The sequence below is a fragment of the Streptomyces sp. NPDC004051 genome (genome assembly GCF_053604275.1).
Window position 1 is genome coordinate 179,979 of sequence record NZ_JBSGHG010000004.1, and the last position, 19,046, is coordinate 199,024.

Sequence of the window (19,046 nt, forward strand, 5' to 3'; positions counted from 1 at the left end):
CCGGGGCCTCGGCACGGCCCACGGCGGACCACTGAAGATCTCAACTTGAGAAAGAATCCGGACAAGATCGTTTCGATGTGTCCTGCACCTGTTGAATAGCGGTCTCCTGAAGCCGCGTACGCGGATGTCCTGCACCCTCACCGGGAGATCTGATGGTCCTCCGCTCTCTCTTCCGCAACGCACGGTCCGCCGACACCGAGCCGACACCGTCGCCGACCCCGCCGACGGACGCGGGCACCCGGAGGCTCATCGCCGACCCCTCCCGGGCCGAGCTCTCCGGGGAGTGGATGTTCGACCAGGCGCACAGCACCATCGGGTTCGCCGCCCGGTACGCCGTGGTCACCCGGATCCGGGGGAGCTTCACCGACTTCGACGGCTGGCTTCGACTGGACGGTGAACGACCGGAAAGCTCCGGAGCCGGTGTGGTGGTTCGGACGGCCACGGTCGACACCCGCGTCGCGCAGCGCGACCGTCACCTCCGCAGCGCCGACTTCCTCGACGCCGAGCGCTACCCGACCATCACCTTCCGCAGCACCCACATCGAGCAGGTCGGCGACGACCGCTTCCGGATGACGGGCGCCCTCACCGTCAAGGGCCGCACGCATCCGGTCACCGTCGACCTCCTCTACACGGGCCTGGTGGTCGACGCCTTCGGCGTCGAGCGGATCGGCTTCGACGGCACAGCCGTCGTCGACCGCACCCAGTGGGAGCTCGCCTGGAACGCGAAGCTGGAGACCGGTGGCCTGATGGTCAGCGAGGAGATCGAGCTCGAGTTCGACATCTCGGCGGTCCGTGCGCCCTGACCGCGCCCGGCGGATCACAGCACGCCGACCAGCGCCGGGACATCGCCCCGGGGCGCCGGGTGCGGGCCCAGCCTCCTCGGCCGACCGGCACCGGTCCCCGTGGTCCTCCACCAGGCTGCCGATGAGCGAGCGCAGGGCATCGGCGCGGTGCCGGTCCTCGCGCTGGGCGCGCAGGGCCCGGTGGATCTCCGGGAGCCGGGCCAGGGCGGCCGGCTCGCGGTCCTGCACCTCTCCGCGCACGCCGGCCGGAGTGGACGCCGTCGGGCGTACCGTGCTCGTCGCCGCCGACGGACGCGGCACCGACGCCCTCGGGCTCAGCATCGGCGAGAGCGCCGAAGTCGCCAAGGCACTTGGACTGCGCGACGCGGTCAACCTCGACGGCGGCGGCTCGACCACGATGGCGGCCGATGGCCGTGTCATCAACGACCCGTCCGACGCCGCCGGTGAACGCCCCGTCGGAGACGCCCTGTTGCTCCTGCCCCACAGGAACTGAACCGTCCGGGGCTCAAGAGAGATCTCAGGTCGTGGCGGCGACCCGGGCGAGCCACGGCGGCGGGCCCAGCCGCGCGCAGCGGGTTGAGGCGACGGGCCTGTTGCGGCCCGGAGCCGGCACGGTTCCACGTCGGCCGGAAAATCGTTCCGAACGCGTTCGAAGATCGCTCTATAGTCGTGCAGTCCGAGACTGATGGTGAGCATGACAGCTACTGGTCTCTGCGTGGCCCTTGCACGAGCCGAAGGGCGGCGAACCGGCCCGCGCGGGCCGGACAACCGAAACAGGGGGGACCCCACCGCATGAACACGCATTCCGGTCGGCGCGCCAGAACCGCCGCCGCGGCCACGGGACTGGCAGCCGTGCTGCTCGCCGCCACCCCGGGCATCGCCACGGCGGCCGGGGAGAACCTTCCGCCGCTTCAGCCGAGCATCGACACCCTCACTGCCAACTGGAGCAAAGCTTGCTCCGCCGAACCCGTCTACGTCCCCAACGCGCCCGAACTCCGGGCCGTCGTCGAGGACACGACGGAGGACAACCAGGAGGGGGAGACCAACGGGGCCGGGGCCGAGTTCGAGGCCTGGTGGACCGACGCTGACGGAACCCCGCAGCGCCGCAGCCACACCTCCGGCATCGTGCACTCTCCGATCACCCAGTTGTGGCGGACCCCCTCCGACCTCCCGGCCGACACCGTCGTCTCCTGGCACGTCCGGGCCGTCGACCGCGAGGGCGCGACCTCCGCCTGGAGCGACGAGGCCCCCGGCATCACCTGCCGGTTCGTCATCGACACGGTCAGCCCCGAGCCGGCGACGATCGTCTCGGAGCAGTACCCGGACGACGACAGCGGCTGGCACGACGGCGTCGGCGTCTACGGCAGCTTCACGTTCGACTCCCCGTCCGAGGACGTCGTCGAGTACGTCTACTCCGTCCTCGGCTCCGCCCCCGAGCGGGTCCGGCCCGAGGAACCGGGCGGACCGGTCACCATCCGGTGGATGCCGGAGGACAGCAGGCCCTACCACGTGCAGGTCCGCGCCGTCGACCGGGCCGGGCGGTCCAGCTCCCAGACGACTTACTGGACGCGCGTCGCCACCGGCCGCGCCCCCGTCGCCCGCTGGAAGCTCGCCGATCCGGCCGGAGCCGACAACGCCGCCGCCGAGGCCGGCCCCGTGGCCCGCGCCGAGGACGGCGTCGTCTTCGGCGCCCCCGCACCCTCCCGCACCGATCTCACCTCCACCGTCACCCTCGACGGCCGGGGCAACAGCTATCTCACCCCGGACGCCCCCGCGACGGACACCGCCAGGACCTTCGCCCTCTCCGCCTGGGTCCGCCCCGCCGCCACCGACTCCCCGATGACGGTGGCCAGCCAGGATGCCGCCGACGGCACCTCAGCCTTCACCCTCGGCCTGCGCCCGACCGCGGACTCCCCGGCCACCTGGGCCTTCCGCTACGGTGCCACCACCCTCACCGGCGGCAGCGCCTCCGCCGGCGGCTGGGCCCACCTGACCGGCCTGTACGACACCGAGGACGACACCCTGCGCCTCTACGTCAACGGCAAGGAGGTCGCCTCCGAGACCGGCGTCGCCCCGGTGGCCGCCCCCGGCGCCTTCCAGATCGGCCGCGCCCGCGGCGACGGCGGTGCGCGCTGGCAGGGCGAGATCGGCGACGTCCGTGTCTGGGACCGGGTCGTGCCCCGCAAGGAGATCGAGAGGCTGGGTTCCCGCCCCGCCGAACTGGTCGCCGCCTGGGACATCGAGCGCACCGACGACGGTGTGATCCCCGACCGGGACGGCGACAAGCCGCTCACCCTGCACGGCGGCGCCGGCTTCTACACCCCCGACTACGACGCCTGCTTCGAAGACCCCGGGTGCGTCGAGTTCCCGGCGGACGCCCTCGACGGCAACGACCATCTGGCCCTGGACGGCACGGATGACTACGCCGCCACCGATGGCCCCGTCGTCGACACCGCCGACAGCTACAGCGTCGGCCTGCGGGTCCGCTTCGCCGACACCACCCCCGACCGGCCGATGACCCTCCTGTCCCAGGGCGACGCCGACAGCGACGCCTTCAAGGTCCGCTACGACCCGGCCGCGTCCGAGTGGCAGCTGGTCGTCACCCGCGGCAGCGAACCGGGCGCCGCGGAGACCGTTGTCGCCGGGCCCGGCGCTCCCACGTCCCACACCGACGAAGTGGTCGTCGTGTACGACGACTCCGAGGGCCACGTCACCTTGTACGTCAGGGGCGAGGCCGTGGCCACCACGGAGTTCAACGCCTCCTGGAGCGCCCCCGGCCCGCTTCAGATCGGCCGCGGCCACACCGCCGACGGCGGCTGGGGCGAGTACTTCCACGGCGGGGCGGACACCGTCCGCGTCTTCGACGGAGCCCTCACCGCGTCCCAGGTGAGATCGTTCGCCTACCTCTACTGAGGTCCGCGGGAGCATCCTCCAACTGTTCCCGACCTCGCTCCTCTCCTATGTCCCCCAGGCCCCGGACCACTTGGCAGTTCGACCGGATGCCCAGTGGCCCGGGAGCCGTGCGGTGCCCGGTTTCCGGGTCGTGGTGGCGGAAGACGTCGCAGTGGAGGCCGGTCCCAGGGCCGGCACGGAGGTCCGATCCCGCCAGTAGCATGGCGGCCCTTCGGCACCCGCACGCGGAAGGGCCGCCACCGGCGCCGCCACGCCCGCGACAACTGCCCGGAGACCAGGCTCAGCGACCGGGAACTGCGCGACGAGTGTGCGGGCTGGTGGCCACGGGGATTCGCCAAGCTGGACAGCGAGGGCTTCCGGGCCCCCCTGCAGGAAATGGTGGGTCTCGGCGTCCTGGCACCGAACCATGACGGACAGGGCCGGCACCTGCGCAGCCCGAACGCCCTGCGCATGATCGGCACTGCGCAGAAGATTCAGGCACGCCTCCTGGGCGCCGAGCGGGACCACCGCCTGGAGGAGGCCGTCGTCCTGGAGAGCCGTCCCGGTCTTGACGACGGCTTTAGCTCCGCGCCCTTGACGATCAACCAGATCGACTTCCTCCTCGGCGAAGGCGGCAATCAGGGGCGCGTCGTCCCCGGCACCCGCGCGACGGGAATCGGCGACGTGGAGCGCACCCCGCGGGACGCCACCGGCCGCGTCGTGGGCCGGACCCTGCCGCCGATCGGGAACGCCAACACCTACCGCCGGGAACTGCTGGCGGGCCGGGTCGGCGAACGGCGCCTGCTCGCTGGCGACCTCGGTCCCGGCAGGGACAAGTCCTGCTGGGAGTCCCTCAGGTGATGGGGGAGCGGTTTCTCGTCGAAGTGGACGATCCGGTTGCGGATGTCCTTTCCCCATCGACCTCCTCCACACGGGCTCGGTGGTCGACGCCTTCGGCGTCGAGCGGATCGGCTTCGACGGCACAGCCGTCCTCGACCGCAGCCAGTGGGACCTCACCTGGAACGCGAAGCTGGAGACCAGTGGCCTGATGGTCAGCGAGAAGATCGAGCTCGAGTTCGACATCTCGGCGGTCAGGGCCTCCTCGGCCGACCGTCGCCGGGCCCCGTAGTCCTCCACCAGGTTGCCGATGAGCGAGAGCAAGCCAGGGAGCCGCGCATGGTGTTCGCGACCGTGTGCGCACAGCGGCCGACCGCGGACTGTCACTCGTCGCGATGGTGAGTGAGAACCAAACAAAATTGAACACGCTGACCGGCGTCAAGGGGGGTAATTTCAAAATCAGTCAACCTGGCTTGCAACTGGATGCCCATTGTTGAACCTCTTCCGACAAAGTTGCACACCGCGTAGTCTCGTCGCCCAGCAGTAGCACCAGGGGAACGATCCAGGACGCCAGGCGAGGGAGACACGTAGATGGCTCACTTTCCCGGGTGGAGAACCCGGTCCGGCACTCCCGTACGCACTGCGGTGGCCACGCTCGCTGCTGGGCTGTTGTGCGTCACCGCACTCGGCTCGCCGGCGTCGGCCGCGGTGACTCCGGAGGAACCCCGCGCCTCCGCAACAGCCCCGGGGGAGGACGGTGACGACCACCTGGCACTGACGCCGCCGATGGGGTTCAACAACTGGAACTCGACCCACTGCAGAGCGGAGTTCGACGAGGAGTTGGTCAAGGGCATGGCCGATCTCTTCGTGGAGAAGGGGCTCAAGGACGCCGGGTACGAGTACATCAACCTCGACGACTGCTGGGCCCTGCCCCAGCGCGACGTCGACGGCAAGCTCGTGCCCGATCCGGAGCGGTTCCCCCACGGCATCAAGGCCCTCGCCGACTACGTGCACGGCAAGGGCCTGAAGTTCGGCATCTACACCAGCGCGGGAACGAAGACGTGCAGCAGCATCGGCTTCCCCGGCGCACTGGGCCACGAGTACAGCGACGCCCAGCAGTTCGCCGACTGGGGTGTCGACTACCTCAAGTACGACAACTGCAACAACGAGGGCGTGGACGCGAAGCAGCGCTACACGACCATGCGCGACGCGCTGGAGGCCACCGGGCGTCCGATCCTCTACAGCCTCTGCGAGTGGGGTGAGAACAAGCCCTGGGAATGGGCCAGGGGCGTCGGGCAGTCATGGCGCACCACGGGGGACATCAGCGACGACTGGGACTCCATGCTGTCGATCATGAAGGCGAACCTGGCCCTCGACGAGTACGCGGGCCCGGGCGGCTGGAACGACCCGGACATGCTGGAGGTGGGCAACGGCGGCATGACCGACACCGAGTACCGCACCCACTTCTCGATGTGGTCGATCATGGCCGCGCCCCTCCTCATCGGCACGGACCTCCGGTCGGCGCCCCGGTCGGCCTTCGACATCCTCTCCAACAAGGAGGTCATCGCCGTCGACCAGGACGAGCTGGGCAAGCAGGGCAAGGTGATCAGTTCCGAGGACGGCCGCTGGGTCGTGGCCAAGGAACTGGCCGACGGCAGTCGCGCGGTGGCCCTGTTCAACGAGAGCGACCGGCCGCAGCGGATCTCCACCACGGCGCGTACGGTCGGCCTGCCGCACGCGGCCGGCTATCGGGTGCGGGACCTGTGGGAGCACCGCTCCACCCACACGGCGGGCGAGATCTCCGCGACCGTGCCCGGACACGGAACCGTGCTGGTGCGGGTGGGCCCGGACCGCGGCTGGGCCCAGCTGCCGCCCGCCATGGACTCCGGAGTGGACGGCGTCGCGATCACCGAGGCGGGTGACAGCGCACGGCTCACCGCGGTGACCGCGAACCTCGGACGCCGCCCGGTGCACTCCGTTTCCCTCGCGCTGACCGGCCCCGCGGGGTGGCGGACGAAGGCCGACTCCCGTCCCGGGAGCCCGCTGCTCCGTGGGGGCGCGGAGTTCCGGACCACGTGGCGAGCGAGGGTTCCGGAGGGCACCGACCCCGGTACCTACGAGCTGAAGCTCACCACGACGTACCGCACGCCGTCCGGGCAGGAGGTCCGTTCCGTCTCCCCGGTCCAGGTGAAGGTGTCCGTCGCGCCGGAGGACGGCACCACCTACCTCAGCGACCTCACACCGCTGTCAACGGCCAACGGCTGGGGGCCGGTGGAGCAGGACCGGAGCAACGGCGAGAAGGCGGCCGGGGACGGCGGGACGCTCACCATCGGCGGCCGCACCTGGGACAAGGGCCTGGGCGTGCACGCCCACAGCAGCGTCGAGTACTTCACCGCGGGGCGCTGCGAACAGGTCACGGCCCTGGTCGGTCTCGACGACGAGACGGGGACACGCGGCACCGTCGCCTTCGAGATCCGCGCCGACGGCGAGCGCGCGGCGGCCACCGGCCTCCTCACCAACTCCCAGGACGCGCAGGAACTCACCGCTGACGTGAGCGGTGCCCGGACCGTCACGCTGGTCGTCACCGACGGCGGCGACGGCAACGAGTACGACCACGCCGACTGGGCGGACCTGAAGGTCACCTGCTGAGAACTCCGGTGGCCGGGCCCGCCGTCGGGCCCGGCCACCGTCCGCTGCCTCGCAGGGCTCGTTCAGGGAACGTGTGGCGTTCCAACCTGTACGGTCGGCCCTGGTACTGAAGAAGCCCACGGACGACAGGTGGAGTTCACTGGCCCAGTCGGTCGGTGTTCAGCTGATCCAGGCACCGAGGTTCCACGGAATCCGAGCTGCGCCGGCGGCGGTACGCGGCCACGAACAGGGGCGGTGCGCGGAGCGGACTTCGTGAGACGCGGCAGCGAGTCGCTTCACGACTGCTGAGACACCTCTGCCCGGACGGTCCTGCCGCTCGGCGGACACGGCTCCGTGTTCCAGCGGTCGGCCAGGGCGGTGACCAGGAGGAGGACGCGGCCTGACTCCGTGTTCAGGAGCGTGGTCAAGTCCGTGGCGGGGGCGGGAGGTGATCCCCTGCTTCTGAGCCGCGACGGACCATCCGGAGCAGGACGAGCGGCCCGCCGTCGGACCCGGCCGATGCCACGGACCGTTCCCGCCTCCGATCCGGCGCAGGCTCCCACACGGATGTGCAGTGCCGTGGTCCCGCTCTCGAGGATCTTGGCGTGGGCCAGAACCGGTCGGTACTGCGGCAAGCGCGCAGTCGCCGTCCATAGCCGTGTCGGCACGAGGTGGGGGGAATGGTGCGCGTTCGGACCCGGTCTGCGGTCCACAAGCAGCGCGACTTCTGGAATGAGCGTCGACGAACCGTCGTCACATCCTCATGCCATCCCTCCAGGCGGTGCTGAGGAAGAAGAGACTGTCCGGCACGGGTGCCGCTGCCGGTGTCCTCGTCGCGATGGGTGTGCTGGCGGCGCCTTCGACAGGGACGGCACACGCCTGCACGTCGAACCGGTCCTCCACGCGGCGCCGGGCATCGTCGACACCGGCAAGTGATCGACCGGTGAGTGGGGGCCGGGGTCAGACCCGGCCCCCACTTCGGCGCACCGACACCTGTCGCCTTTCCTGCTCCAGGGCACCCGCACGGTTGTCGGTGACGCCAGGTAGCCTCGGACCCATCGTCAACGCGGCCCGACGGGCTTCCGCTCCACTTCAGTGGGGTCTCGAAGGACACGCCCCCACCCGCACGAGCTACTTCGTGCTGCCTGGGGGAAGTCCTTGCTGTTCCGCGCGTCCGCGAAAACGGTCGCCGTCATGGCGCTCGACGGTTCGCTGTTCCTGCACCTCACCGACCAGTTCGTCCACATGCACGGCTACCGGCCCGGCACCTCGGAAGTGCGCTCCTGGGAGCGCAGCATCCCCGTCCTGGCCGCCGCGCTCGACGACGCCGGCCTGGGCGACGTGGAGATGATGCTGGAGTACGCCCTCCCGCTGAACAGCAAGCGCGCCGATGCCGTGCTCGCCGGCGTGCACCCGGTCACGGGTGAGCCGTCGTACGTCGTCGTCGAGCTGAAGCAGTGGAGCCAGGCGGAGCCGGACGAGGACGATCCGGTGCTGTGCCGGATCGACGCCTACACGCATCCGGTCCTCAACCCGATCGAGCAGGTGCGCCGCTACTGCGAGTACCTCGTCAACTTCAACGGGGCGGTGGCCGAACACCCGGGCCGGGTCAGCGGCGTGGCGTTCCTGCACAACGCGACCGAGTTCGGTGTGAGCGGACTGCGAGCGGTCGAACTCGACGAGCGCGGCCAGCTCTTCACGGGCGAGCGGCGCGGCGAGTTCATCGACCACCTCCGCACCCGGCTCAGCGGCCGGCACCCGGGCGCCCGGGCCGCTGACGAACTCCAGGCGGGCAGGACGGTCCCGTCCAAGCAGCTCATGTCGGTGGCGGCCCAGGAGGTCCGCGAGCGCGAGCAGTTCGTCCTCCTGGACGAACAGCAGGTCGCGTACCGCATGGTGCTCAACGCCGTACGCAGGGCGAAGCAATCCGATCACAAGGAAGTCGTGGTCATCACCGGCGGCCCTGGCACCGGCAAGAGCGTCATCGCGCTCTCCCTGCTCGGCGAGCTGTACCGTCAGGGTGTTCCGGCCCTGCACGCCACCGGCTCCCAGTCGTTCACCAAGACGATGCGCAAGGTCGCGGGCACCCGTAAGCGCGAGGTGCAGGAGCTCTTCAAGTACTTCAACAGCTTCATGACGACCGAGAAGAACACCCTCGACGTCCTGATCTGCGACGAAGCCCACCGCATCCGCGAGACGTCCGCCAACCGTTACACACCGGCCGCACACCGCACGGGCAAACGGCAGATAGAAGAACTCATCGATGTCGCCCGCGTCCCCGTCTTCCTCCTCGACGAGCACCAGGTGGTGCGCCCGGGGGAGATGGGAACGGTGCAGGAGATCAAGGCGGCCGCGGCGGCCAAGGGCCTGGAGTGCCGTGTGGTGCCGTTGGAGAGCCAGTTCCGCTGCGGCGGCAGCGACGCCTATCTGCGCTGGGTGGTGCGGCTCCTGGGTCTGGAGCCCGGCGGCGCGGTCGTCTGGGAGCCCGACGACCGCATGCGGCTGCTCGTCGCCGAGAGCCCCCAGGAGATGGAGGCCTTCCTCGAAGCCCGCCGAAGCGAGGGCTACGGCGCTCGCATGTCCGCGGGCTACTGCTGGACCTGGTCTCCGGAGCCGAAGCCCGGTGACCCGCTTCCGGCCGACGTCGTCATCGGCGACTGGTCCCGCCCCTGGAACCTCCGAGGCGAGCGCTCCGTCTCCGGTGCGCCTCCGTCCGCCCTGTGGGCCACCGACCCGGCCGGCTTCGGCCAGGTCGGCTGTGTCTACACCGCCCAGGGTTTCGAGTACGACTGGTCCGGCGTCATCATCGGCCCCGACCTGCTCTGGCGCGGCGACCGCTGGATCACGGACCGTACGGCGTCGAAGGACCCGGTCTTCAAGAGATCGACCCCGGACGACGACGTCGACCGGCTGATCCGCAACACCTACAAGGTGCTGCTGACCCGGGGCATGGTCGGCACGATCGTGTACTCGACGGACCCGGAGACGCGGGAGAAGCTGCGGAAGCTGGCGGGCGGCCGGCTGGAGCGGCGGGCTTCCACGGTGTGACGGGGAGGCAGGTCCTCGCCACGGAGCACACGATCCGGCCATGATGGCTACGCTTCGCGTCGATCACGGTGTCGTCGTCGTCCGTAGGGCAGCTGGTCTTCCTAAGATCCCGAGTACTGATTGCGGCCCGACGGGCTTCCTCACGAGAGGACACGCCCCCACCCGCACGAGTCACTCGTGCTCTGGGGGACCCACCTCGTGTCCATGCTCCTGCTGCGGCTTGCAGCACAGGATCTGCTGACCCTGAACTCAAGGCGCCGTATGGTGCCCCACCTGGCCGCCAGATGGCGGCACTTCCGAGGCGCCGACGCCTCGCTGTCGGAACGTTCCGCGTGGGCCGAGAGCCTCGTGCACCTCGCGGAGGACCTGGTCGCCGCCGGGCGCGGAAACGTGGAGATGATCGTCGAGTGCGCCGCCACCCTCGACGAGGCCGACCGCCCCGGCGACCCCAGGCTCATCGACGTCGTCCTCGTGGGCCGTCACCCGGAAGAGAAGGGACTGTCCGTCCAGCTGGTCGAGCTGAAGCGCTGGTCGACGGTCACCCGAGTGGAACGGGCCACCGCGGAACTGGTCCACGTACCGGGAATGGGCAGGAAGAAGCATCCCGCCCTGCAGTTGCGCGAGTACTACGAGGCGTTCACGGGCGACAGGGGGCCGCTGCACGGACTGGACTTCGAATGCGGCGGGTTCGCCTACCTGCACAACGCCACCGACGCCTCCGTCCGGCCCCTGGTCGACGTGGACGCTCCGACCGGCGCCTACGCCCGCGTCTACACGAACGACCGGCGCGAGCAGTTGATCTCCGACCTCCGTAAGCACTTCGCCGACGAAGGCGGCGCGTCCGCGGCCGAGGTACTGCTGCAGAGCATGGGATTACGCAACACACCCCTGCTCGACGCCATGATCCGCTCCCGCGGAGAGGACACGGTGTTCACCCTGCGTGGCCGGCAGAAGAAGGTCGCCGACCAGATCCTGGACACCGCGGCCGAAGTCCTCCCGGATCCGCAGCGCCCCGCCCTCGTGCCGGACGAGCGGCGCGTGGTCTTCCTGGTCACCGGCGGTGCCGGTACGGGGAAGAGTGCCATCGGCCTCCAGATCAAGGCGGAGCTGGAGGCAGGCGGCCGCACGGTCAAGTACGCCAGCGGCAGCAGAGCCTTCAACGGCGCGATCCAGGAGCACGTCGGCTACGGGGACCGGGAGTTCAAGGAGACCTTCACCTACTTCAGCAACTTCGTCACCCCACCGGATCCGCCGCTGGACGTGCTGATCTGCGACGAGGCGCACCGCCTGCGGGACCGCTCGACCAACCGCTTCTGGAAGCCCGAGCACCAGGGAACCAAACCCCAGGTCGACGAGCTTCTCGACGCGTCCCGTCTGACCGTGTTCTTCCTCGACGAGGGGCAGTCCGTACGGCCGAACGAGGTCGGTACCGTCGAGCTGATCGAAAACGCGGCGCAACGGTACGGCGCCGCTCTTGTCCGGTACCGACTCCGGGAACAGTTCCGCTGCGGTGGCAGCGACGCCTACATCCGCTGGGTGCGCGCCGTGCTCGGGGTGGCGGACGAGGAACCGGAGCAGTGGACGCCGGACGGACTGATGCACGTGGAGGTGGCGGACAGCCCGGAGGAACTCGAACGGATCATCCGTACCGAGGCGCTGGCCGGGGCGTCCGCCCGTCTCGTCGCGGGGTACTGCTGGCCCTGGACGAAGCCGATCGGCAAGGAGAGGCGGCTGGAGGCCGACGTGCGGATCGGCGACTGGCACCGACCGTGGAACGCGGACAGCGACGCGTTCTGCGAGAACGGGGCGCCGCCGTCCAAGATCTGGTCCGTGCACGAGAAAGGGCTTGATCAGATCGGTTGTGTGTACACGGCTCAGGGTCTCGAGTGGGACTGGTGCGGTGTGATCCTGGGTGAGGACATGGTGCGCCGGGACGGCCGGTGGGTGTTCCGACGGGGCAAGGAGCGCAAGGACCCGGAGTCCGGCGTCAAGCGCGTCGCCGTCCCGGGCTCGTTCGACCCCAAGGTGAAGGCGGGCAGCGTCGGTGAGCAGGAGTTCGCCCGGCTGGTCCGCCACGCCTACCACGTGCTGATGACCCGGGCGAGCCGGGCGACGGTGCTCTACTCCACGGACGAGGAGACCCGCAACTACCTGAAGGACATGGTCGGCGGGCTCCAGATACACGGGCTGCGCCCCACCTGGGAGAACCTGCCGGAGGAAGCACGCGTGCCGCACCTGCCCCGGCCGCGCCGAGGGCGGCGCCCCCGCAAGAAGCGCCAGAGCACGGGCCCGCACTCGCCCGACCTGTCCCTGTTCTGAAGCGGACTGCTCGCATGCGGAGTGGCGGGCTCTCCGGGCCCGCCACAAGCCTGCGTCAGAAGACCAGGCGCGCTGCCGCGGCCAGGGCCGTCACCACGAGCTGGGTGGCGACACCGGCGGCGACGTCGACCAGGATCTCGCGAAGCCGGTGACGACGTGCAGGCTTGTACTCAACGGGGTTCATGGATGTCCACTCCTTGGCGTGAGCTGGGAATGGCAGGGACCGCCCTACCGGGCATCCGCACTCACGCCGCGTGCGTGGCACGCAGCGGAAACCACTCGTCAGTCACAACCGGGAACCGGCATCCGAACACCGCAGACGTACCCTCCGGGAAGGTGCGCAGCAGAAGTGACGGTAGTGCACCACTGTTGAGGGCTCATGCTTTTCGGCCACCGCTGGAGTGCGTTCGGACGCGGTCCTCGGTCCGGCTGCAGCCAGGACGGGACTTGAACGGGCACACGTGACGGCATGCGCATGTTCTCGGAGTCGCACACGGGCAGGACAGTGGGTTGCGTCCTGGGAAATGGTGTACGGGCTCCCACCTGATCCGGGTGTTTGGCCCGGCGCCGGAGTGAGTGCCCGGATATGAGAACGGCCACCGGCTGATCTTTCAAGACGACCAAGTCTTTGAAGGAGATCAGCACGATGACCGCACCGGACAGTCTGCCCCTGCACGCCTTCGCCGAGGAGAACCTCGCCGCGGCGAGTCCCGACCTGCTGCGCGCGATGATCAAAACGTTCGCCGACGCGCTCATGTCCGCCGAGGCCGACGCCCTCTGCAACGCCGAATACGGGCAGGTCAGCGACGAGAGAGTCAACCACCGCAACGGCTACCGCCCGCGCGAGTGGGACACTCCCCCAGCCTCCGGCCGGGGGTACCCCCAGCGCCGGCACCGTCGAGCTGGCCGTCCCCAAGCTCAGGTCCGGGAGTTACTTCCCGCACTGGCCCCTGGAGCGCCGTCGGCGGGCCGAGCAGGCCCTCATCAGCGTGGTCGCCACCGCCTACCTGCTCGGCGTCTCCACCCGCAGGGTCGAGACGCTCGCCGAGTCCCTGGGCGTCACCCAGCTGTCGAAGTCCCAGGTCAGCGCGATGGCCAAGCACCTGGACGAGCAGGTCGCCGCCTTCCGCACCCGGCCCCTGGACGCCGGCCCGTACTCCTTCGTCCGGGTCGACGCCCTGACCCAGAAGGTCCGCGAGGGCGGCCGGATCGTCAACGTCCATGCCCTGATCGCGGTCGGCGTCAACGCCGACGGGCACCGCGAGATCCTCGGCATCGACGTGGCCACCGCCGAGGACGGTGCCGGCTGGCTGGCCTTCCTGCGCTCGCTCATCGCCCGGGGCCTGTCCGGCGTCCAGCTGGTCATCTCCGACGCCCACGCCGGCCTGGTCGACGCGATCGGTGCCGTCCTGCCCGGCTCATCGTGGCAGCGGTGCCGGACCCTCCCCCACGCCCTGAACGGGCGCGGGCGGTGCCCCCATCACCCACAATCTGCTGAGCCAGGTGCCGAAGTCGGCCCAGCCTGGGGGTACCCCCGGCCGGAGGCTGGGGGAGGATGGCGACCCTGCTGCGGACGGTGTTCGAACAGCCCGATGCCGACGTGGTGACAGCCCAGATGCGGCATGTCCTGGACGCCTTGGAAGCCAAGGGGCCTTCACCCGTGATGGTGGACACGCGGTCATTGCTCACGCGGCGAGCGTGAGTTTAGCCGCGTGGTGTCGGCGTTCGTATTCGTTGGGGCTGAGGTGGCCGTTGGTGGAGTGCCGACGGCGGGTGTTGTAGCGGGTCAGCCAGGCGAAGACGGTCCTGCGGCAGGTGACCGCGTCGCCGTAGTCGCGGGCGCCCCGGAGCGTCTCGCGTTTCAGGGACGCGTGGAAGCTCTCGCAGGCCGCGTTGTCCGCGCTGGTGCCGACCGCTCCCATCGACCGGGTGACCCCGAGCTGGTCGCAGAGGTCGGCGAAGGCGCGGGACGCGTACTGGGCTCCGTGGTCGGAGTGGAACACCGAGCCGTCCAGGCCGCCGCGGGTCACGGCAGCCATCCGCAGGGCGTCGGCGACCAGGCCGGTGCGCATGTGGCCGGCGATGGACCAGCCGACGACCTTGCGGCTGAAACAGTCCAGCACGGTCGCAAGATAGAGGAACTCCCCGTTATCCAGCGGGAGATACGTGATGTCACCCATGTATTTCCGGCCCGGCTCGGTGGCGGTGAAGTCCCGCTGGAACAGGTCCGGGACCAAGGATGCGGCCGGGTCCGGGACCGTGGTGCGGACACGTCGGCGCAGCCGGATGCCGGCGATGGAGAACGTCCGCATCACGCGGGCGACTCGCTTCTCGTTGACCCGTAGGCCCGTTTCCCGCAGCTCTGCAGTCACCCTGGGCGAGCCGTAGGCGCCGCCGGACTCGGCGTGGACGCGACGGATCTTCTCGGCCAGGAGCCGGTCCTCACGCTGCCTGGCGACCCGGCCTGCGGCGCCGGCGAGCCACTTGTAGTAGCTGGACCGGTTCAGGTCCAGGACCTCACAGAGCCGCTTCACGCCGAAGGCGTCCCGGTGGTCGGCGACGAACTGGAAGCGGCTCACCAGTTCGTCTCCCCGGCGAAATACTTGGCTGCCTTGCGGAGGATGTCCCGCTCGGTGGCGAGCTTGCGCTCACTCGCCTCGAGCTCGGCCACCCGGGCCTCCAGCTGACGGATCCGCTCGTCCGGACCGGCGGACGGTGCCGCCTGCCCGGCCCGGGCCGGCGTCTCCTTTCCCACCGACGAGGCGGTGGCAGCGATGCCACGTCGTTCGCGGTCCCGCAGTACCCACTCGCGCAGGGTGGCCCGGTTGACGCCCAGGTCAGCGGCGATTCCCTTATAGGTCGCCCCGGGCGTGGACTCGTACAGGGCCACAGCATCGGCCCTGAACTCGTCCGAGTAGTCCTTCATCGCCATCGGCGGTCTTTCTCGCTTCCTCCGGATCAAGCAGATCCAGTATCAGCGTGTCCACCGCTCAGGGGGAGGCCCCAAGTTCCCCAAGGCGGCAGCCCACTTGGACGCCGCCCAGCACGACCTGCCGGCTTTCACCGCCTTCCCGCGCGAGATCTAGCGGCAGATCTGGTCGAACAATCCGCAGGAGCGGCTGAACAAGGAGATCCGCCGTCGCACCGACGTGGTCGGTATCTTCCCCGACCGCACCGCCGTGATCCGCCTGGGCGGGGCGGCCCTGGCCGAGCAGCACGACGAGTGGACCGAGGCCCGCCGCTACATGAGCCGCGAACTCCTTGCCAAGGCCCGCCTCCACCCGATCGAGTCAGAAACCGACGACACCGTCCTGCCGACCGAACTCACCGCATAGCCTCACAACGAGATCACCGAGTGGCCGTCGATACACCACTCCAGCGGACGTGACCCAGGGACGCACTATGCAGTCAGACGGGTTGAGGCTTCTTGGGCTTGAGCCAGCCGGGACCGACGCCTGTCGACCGGTGTACGGACGTCGTTGACGATTTCGGAGAAAGGGTCAGACCAACTGGTCGACAGTCCACGCCCGAACTTTCGAAGCAAGCTCGCCTTACGGGGCGGCCGTGTTCCTTTACCTGTTCGGTGGCTCCACGCGTGCGGTGATGCCGAGGTCACGGCGCATCTCATCCCGTAGATCAGTCAGCCGGTCCCAGAGCTCGTCCACCTGCCGACTCAGTTCTTCGACGTTCTCCTCCTGCCTCGGCTGCCCCGCTTCGAGACGCTTGACCAGCCCGTAGATCTTTCGCAATGAACCATTGGCGGCCCCCAGGACGGGCAGTACGGCATCAGACACGATCATGTGGGATTCCGCGTGCTGAACGGCGTAGGCGTTCCAGCGTTCATCCAGTTCCGCCTTCCGGGCCTCTTCCAAGGTGTCGGCCCGGCGCAGATCGTGCATGCATCCGGCCAGGGTGTCCCGGGCTGCTCGCGCTGCGGAGTGCAACCGCGAGTACGCGGCGCGCCGTTCCTCCAGCAATCGGCTGTCCCACTGACGGACCTGGTCCTCCTGGCGATGCCGCTCGATCCGCTGATGTTCACGGATCCAACCACGTTCCGCACCGCGCTGCGTAAGGAACACCGACGTCAGGGAAACCCCGCTTCCGAGCACCGCAGCCGCAAGCGCCACCAACGCCGTACTCATCACTCAGCCCCCTTGCTCACCAGTCTCCCGGCATTCTTCCTGGTATTCCCCACCACTCACCGGTTTGCTGTCATCGACGGGTATACGGCCGCCCCAGCGGCATCAAGCGGTGGTGTCGTCACCGGCATGAGGAAAGGATCTCGACGCCCCGGCGTTCCCGGCCGGGACGGGCACCGATGAACCCCCCCCAGTCCGGCAGAGATCTCAGGCTGTGGTGATAGCCCGGGGTTTCGTGGATTCCGCTCCCGTGAGCACTAACGCGACTGATCGTCCTGGTCCTGCTGAGGGGCCGGGCCATCTCTCTTCGGCCGCAGCCCGACGACACCCGCCCTCCCGCGGAGGCCGTTCAGGAAGCAGCCCCTCCGCACCATGTCCCGCCTGACTCGCGGGTCGAAGTTCCGGCGACGCAGCAAGCGTTGACGAGTCGGACGGTCAGCCGACCTCGCGGCGAGGAAAGAAGCGTCGCCGCAGGCGGTCGCCGAGTTCACCGACGACAATCACAAACGCGGCGCCCGCCGCGCACTCCCCAAGACCCATCGGCTGATCGGTAACCGCACCCAGAAGCGCAAAGGCAGCGGTAACGGCCGCCCACCACATGGCCCACAAGCTGATCAGAACCCACCAACGCCGTCTCTTCACGGCCTCACGATACGTCTCCCGGTGCTTCCGGTACGGCGGCTTCACCTGAGTCTTCGCGTGGGCGGGTGGCACGGGCCGCTGCCGCGTGCCGGCGGGGCGAGCAGGATGGCTCCGGGGGATCGGCGCAGGTCACGGGTGCCTTCGGTGAGTCCTGCCGGTGTCCGGGCCCGGATCGGCAGCCGTTAACATCTGCATTTGTCGGTAACTGTCGCGCAGTGCCTCCCGCACAGCGTCCGGCGGTGCGGGGCGTGTCTCCGTGCAGGGGTGGCGTACCGGCTTCCGGGGCTCACAGCTCGACGCGTCCGGAGAACTTTTCGAAAGAGCTGGAGAACCGTTGTCCGATCTGCTGGCCAAGGACCGGCGCACCGCCGAAGCCGCCGCTGGTGAGAGTCTCTCCCTGTCCGACGACCAGGCGAAGGCGCTGTTGGGAGAACTGGGCCCACAGGAAGACGTCCGGGCCGTCTACCGCAACGGCTGGGGCTGGGCCGTGCTCACGAAGAACGACCTCGTTCTTCTACGGGGTCTGGTGAGACCCAGGGCGATCCGCGTCCCCGCACCCCTGCGGATCTCCCGCCGCACCTACGGCATGTTCCGGTCCGTCGAGGTCCTCGTCCACGGGCATCCGCACAAGCTGTGGGGCTCGAAACTCGACCCGAGGGGCGAGCTCCTCGTGGCCACGGGCGAGGTTCTCCCTCCCGACTCCCCCTTGCGCCCAGGCCGCGGAACACGGTTCGCCACCTGGATAAGCCGACACCCTGTCTTCGTCTCCGTAGCGGTGATCGGATTCCTCTTCGCCAACCTGGGCCCGGGCGCCGGCGAGAAGGAGGCCGTGGTCCAGAAGCCCGAGCCCGCTCTGACCGTCCCCGACTTCACGGGTACCTCTCTCGCCCTGGCGGCTGTGTCGGCCGACCTGCATCCGTGGAAGACGGTGTCGGCAGCCGACGCCTCCTCCGACCAGCGGCCTGTGAACACCACCACGAGCGGCTGGCAGGTCTGCTTCCAGAGCCCGGTCCGTGACGAGACGGTCCGTCCAGCAGCCAGGACGCTGACCCTGTACGCGGTTCCGGAGAAGGAGGAGTGCCCGCCCCGGTTGCACGGCCCCCGCCGGATCGTCGTGCCGGACCTCGTCGGCGAGCAGACCGACGATGCTTCCCGTGCTCTCGGCGACCTCGGTCTCGAGCACGTGATCTACTTCCACGCCCACACCGGCAAGCGTCTGTACGACGGGCTGGAGGAACTGGCCGACTGGCAGGTGTGCAGGCAGCAGCCGGAGCCCGACACCGAGGTCTCGACCGGGACGCAGATCGACCTGTGGCTGATCGGCCCCAGCGACCCCTGCACCAAACCCAAGCCGAAACCGAAGCCCAAGCCGGAGCCAAAGCCTGAACCGAAGCCTGAACCGAAGCCCGAGCCCAAGCCCGAGTCGAAGCCGCGACCGCGGCCCTCGTACGGCACCGGCTCGAGCGGCGGCACCACGGGCGGCAGCAGCAGTGGCGGCTCGTCCGGCGGCGGTTCCACCAGCGGCGGTTCCACCAGTGGGGGCTCCACCAGCGGGGGTTCCTCCGGCAGTTCGGGCGGCGGCACCGGGAGCCGGCCCGGCGTCCAGTTCGGTCAGTACTGTTCTCCCGTCGGCGCCGTCGCGACGACCACCGACGGGCGGCCCGCGAAGTGCTTCATGGGCAAGGACGGCAACGCCCGATGGGGATACAACTCCGGGTGACCGCAAACGACTCCCGGC

Annotated in this window: 12 protein-coding genes and 3 pseudogenes; 11 read left to right on the forward strand and 4 right to left on the reverse strand. The window is 69.5% G+C overall.

Translation table 11 applies throughout. From position 1 onward, the window contains the following. Window positions 1-152 precede the first annotated feature (152 nt). The 8 genes and pseudogenes from ACWEQO_RS07815 (at window position 153) to ACWEQO_RS07850 (ending at window position 12,527) form a co-directional block, all read left to right on the forward strand. Window positions 153-803, forward strand: coding sequence for a YceI family protein (locus ACWEQO_RS07815; protein WP_452980062.1), 651 nt, complete (start codon window positions 153-155; stop codon window positions 801-803). A 229-nt stretch (window positions 804-1,032) separates the two neighbouring features. Next, window positions 1,033-1,296: pseudogene (locus tag ACWEQO_RS07820) on the forward strand (phosphodiester glycosidase family protein); the annotation flags it as partial. A gap of 299 nt (window positions 1,297-1,595) precedes the next feature. Beyond that, complete coding sequence (locus tag ACWEQO_RS07825) at window positions 1,596-3,716, forward strand: LamG domain-containing protein (RefSeq protein ID WP_452980065.1); 2,121 nt, start codon at window positions 1,596-1,598, stop codon at window positions 3,714-3,716. 375 nt (window positions 3,717-4,091) lie between these two features. Then, window positions 4,092-4,556, forward strand: coding sequence for a hypothetical protein (locus ACWEQO_RS07830; RefSeq protein WP_452980068.1), 465 nt, complete (start codon window positions 4,092-4,094; stop codon window positions 4,554-4,556). 79 nt (window positions 4,557-4,635) lie between these two features. Continuing rightward, entirely contained in the window at window positions 4,636-4,824 is a 189-nt protein-coding gene (locus ACWEQO_RS07835; protein ID WP_452980071.1) for a YceI family protein, read from the forward strand. Window positions 4,825-5,123: 299 nt separating this feature from the next. After that, window positions 5,124-7,181, forward strand: a complete 2,058-nt coding sequence (locus ACWEQO_RS07840) for an NPCBM/NEW2 domain-containing protein (protein ID WP_452980074.1) — start codon at window positions 5,124-5,126, stop codon at window positions 7,179-7,181. Window positions 7,182-8,318: 1,137 nt separating this feature from the next. Further along, a complete protein-coding gene (locus ACWEQO_RS07845) occupies window positions 8,319-10,208 on the forward strand; it encodes a DNA/RNA helicase domain-containing protein (RefSeq protein WP_452980077.1) in 1,890 nt (629 codons plus the stop codon). A 204-nt stretch (window positions 10,209-10,412) separates the two neighbouring features. Beyond that, on the forward strand, window positions 10,413-12,527 hold the full coding sequence (locus ACWEQO_RS07850; protein ID WP_452980274.1) for a DUF2075 domain-containing protein: 2,115 nt from the start codon (window positions 10,413-10,415) through the stop codon (window positions 12,525-12,527). Between the two features lie 55 nt (window positions 12,528-12,582). Here ACWEQO_RS07850 and ACWEQO_RS07855 read toward each other — a convergent pair whose 3' ends face one another. After that, a complete protein-coding gene (locus ACWEQO_RS07855; protein ID WP_361452461.1) occupies window positions 12,583-12,711 on the reverse strand; it encodes a DUF6408 family protein in 129 nt (42 codons plus the stop codon). Window positions 12,712-13,173: 462 nt separating this feature from the next. On the opposite strand from ACWEQO_RS07855, the pseudogene ACWEQO_RS07860 reads away from it, so the two are divergent. Beyond that, window positions 13,174-13,969, forward strand: a pseudogene (locus tag ACWEQO_RS07860) (IS256 family transposase); the annotation flags it as partial. Window positions 13,970-14,212: 243 nt separating this feature from the next. Here ACWEQO_RS07860 and ACWEQO_RS07865 read toward each other — a convergent pair. Next, window positions 14,213-15,459, reverse strand: a protein-coding gene (locus tag ACWEQO_RS07865; RefSeq protein WP_452980081.1) for an IS3 family transposase whose coding sequence is annotated in 2 segments (ribosomal slippage) — window positions 14,213-15,117 and window positions 15,117-15,459 — 1,248 coding nt in all. Because the reading frame shifts where the segments join, the coding sequence is not laid out codon by codon here. 73 nt (window positions 15,460-15,532) lie between these two features. On the opposite strand from ACWEQO_RS07865, the pseudogene ACWEQO_RS07870 reads away from it, so the two are divergent. Continuing rightward, window positions 15,533-15,862: pseudogene (locus ACWEQO_RS07870) on the forward strand (transposase); the annotation flags it as partial. A 237-nt stretch (window positions 15,863-16,099) separates the two neighbouring features. Here the strand turns inward: ACWEQO_RS07870 and ACWEQO_RS07875 are convergent. After that, entirely contained in the window at window positions 16,100-16,669 is a 570-nt protein-coding gene (locus tag ACWEQO_RS07875; RefSeq protein ID WP_452980084.1) for a hypothetical protein, read from the reverse strand. A 432-nt stretch (window positions 16,670-17,101) separates the two neighbouring features. Next, entirely contained in the window at window positions 17,102-17,308 is a 207-nt protein-coding gene (locus tag ACWEQO_RS07880; protein ID WP_361452467.1) for a hypothetical protein, read from the reverse strand. A 334-nt stretch (window positions 17,309-17,642) separates the two neighbouring features. Between ACWEQO_RS07880 and ACWEQO_RS07885 the strand changes: the two genes are divergently transcribed. Beyond that, window positions 17,643-19,028 (forward strand): PASTA domain-containing protein, encoded by a 1,386-nt coding sequence (locus ACWEQO_RS07885; RefSeq protein WP_452980087.1) that lies wholly within the window; start codon window positions 17,643-17,645, stop codon window positions 19,026-19,028. The last annotated feature ends 18 nt before the right edge of the window (window positions 19,029-19,046 follow it).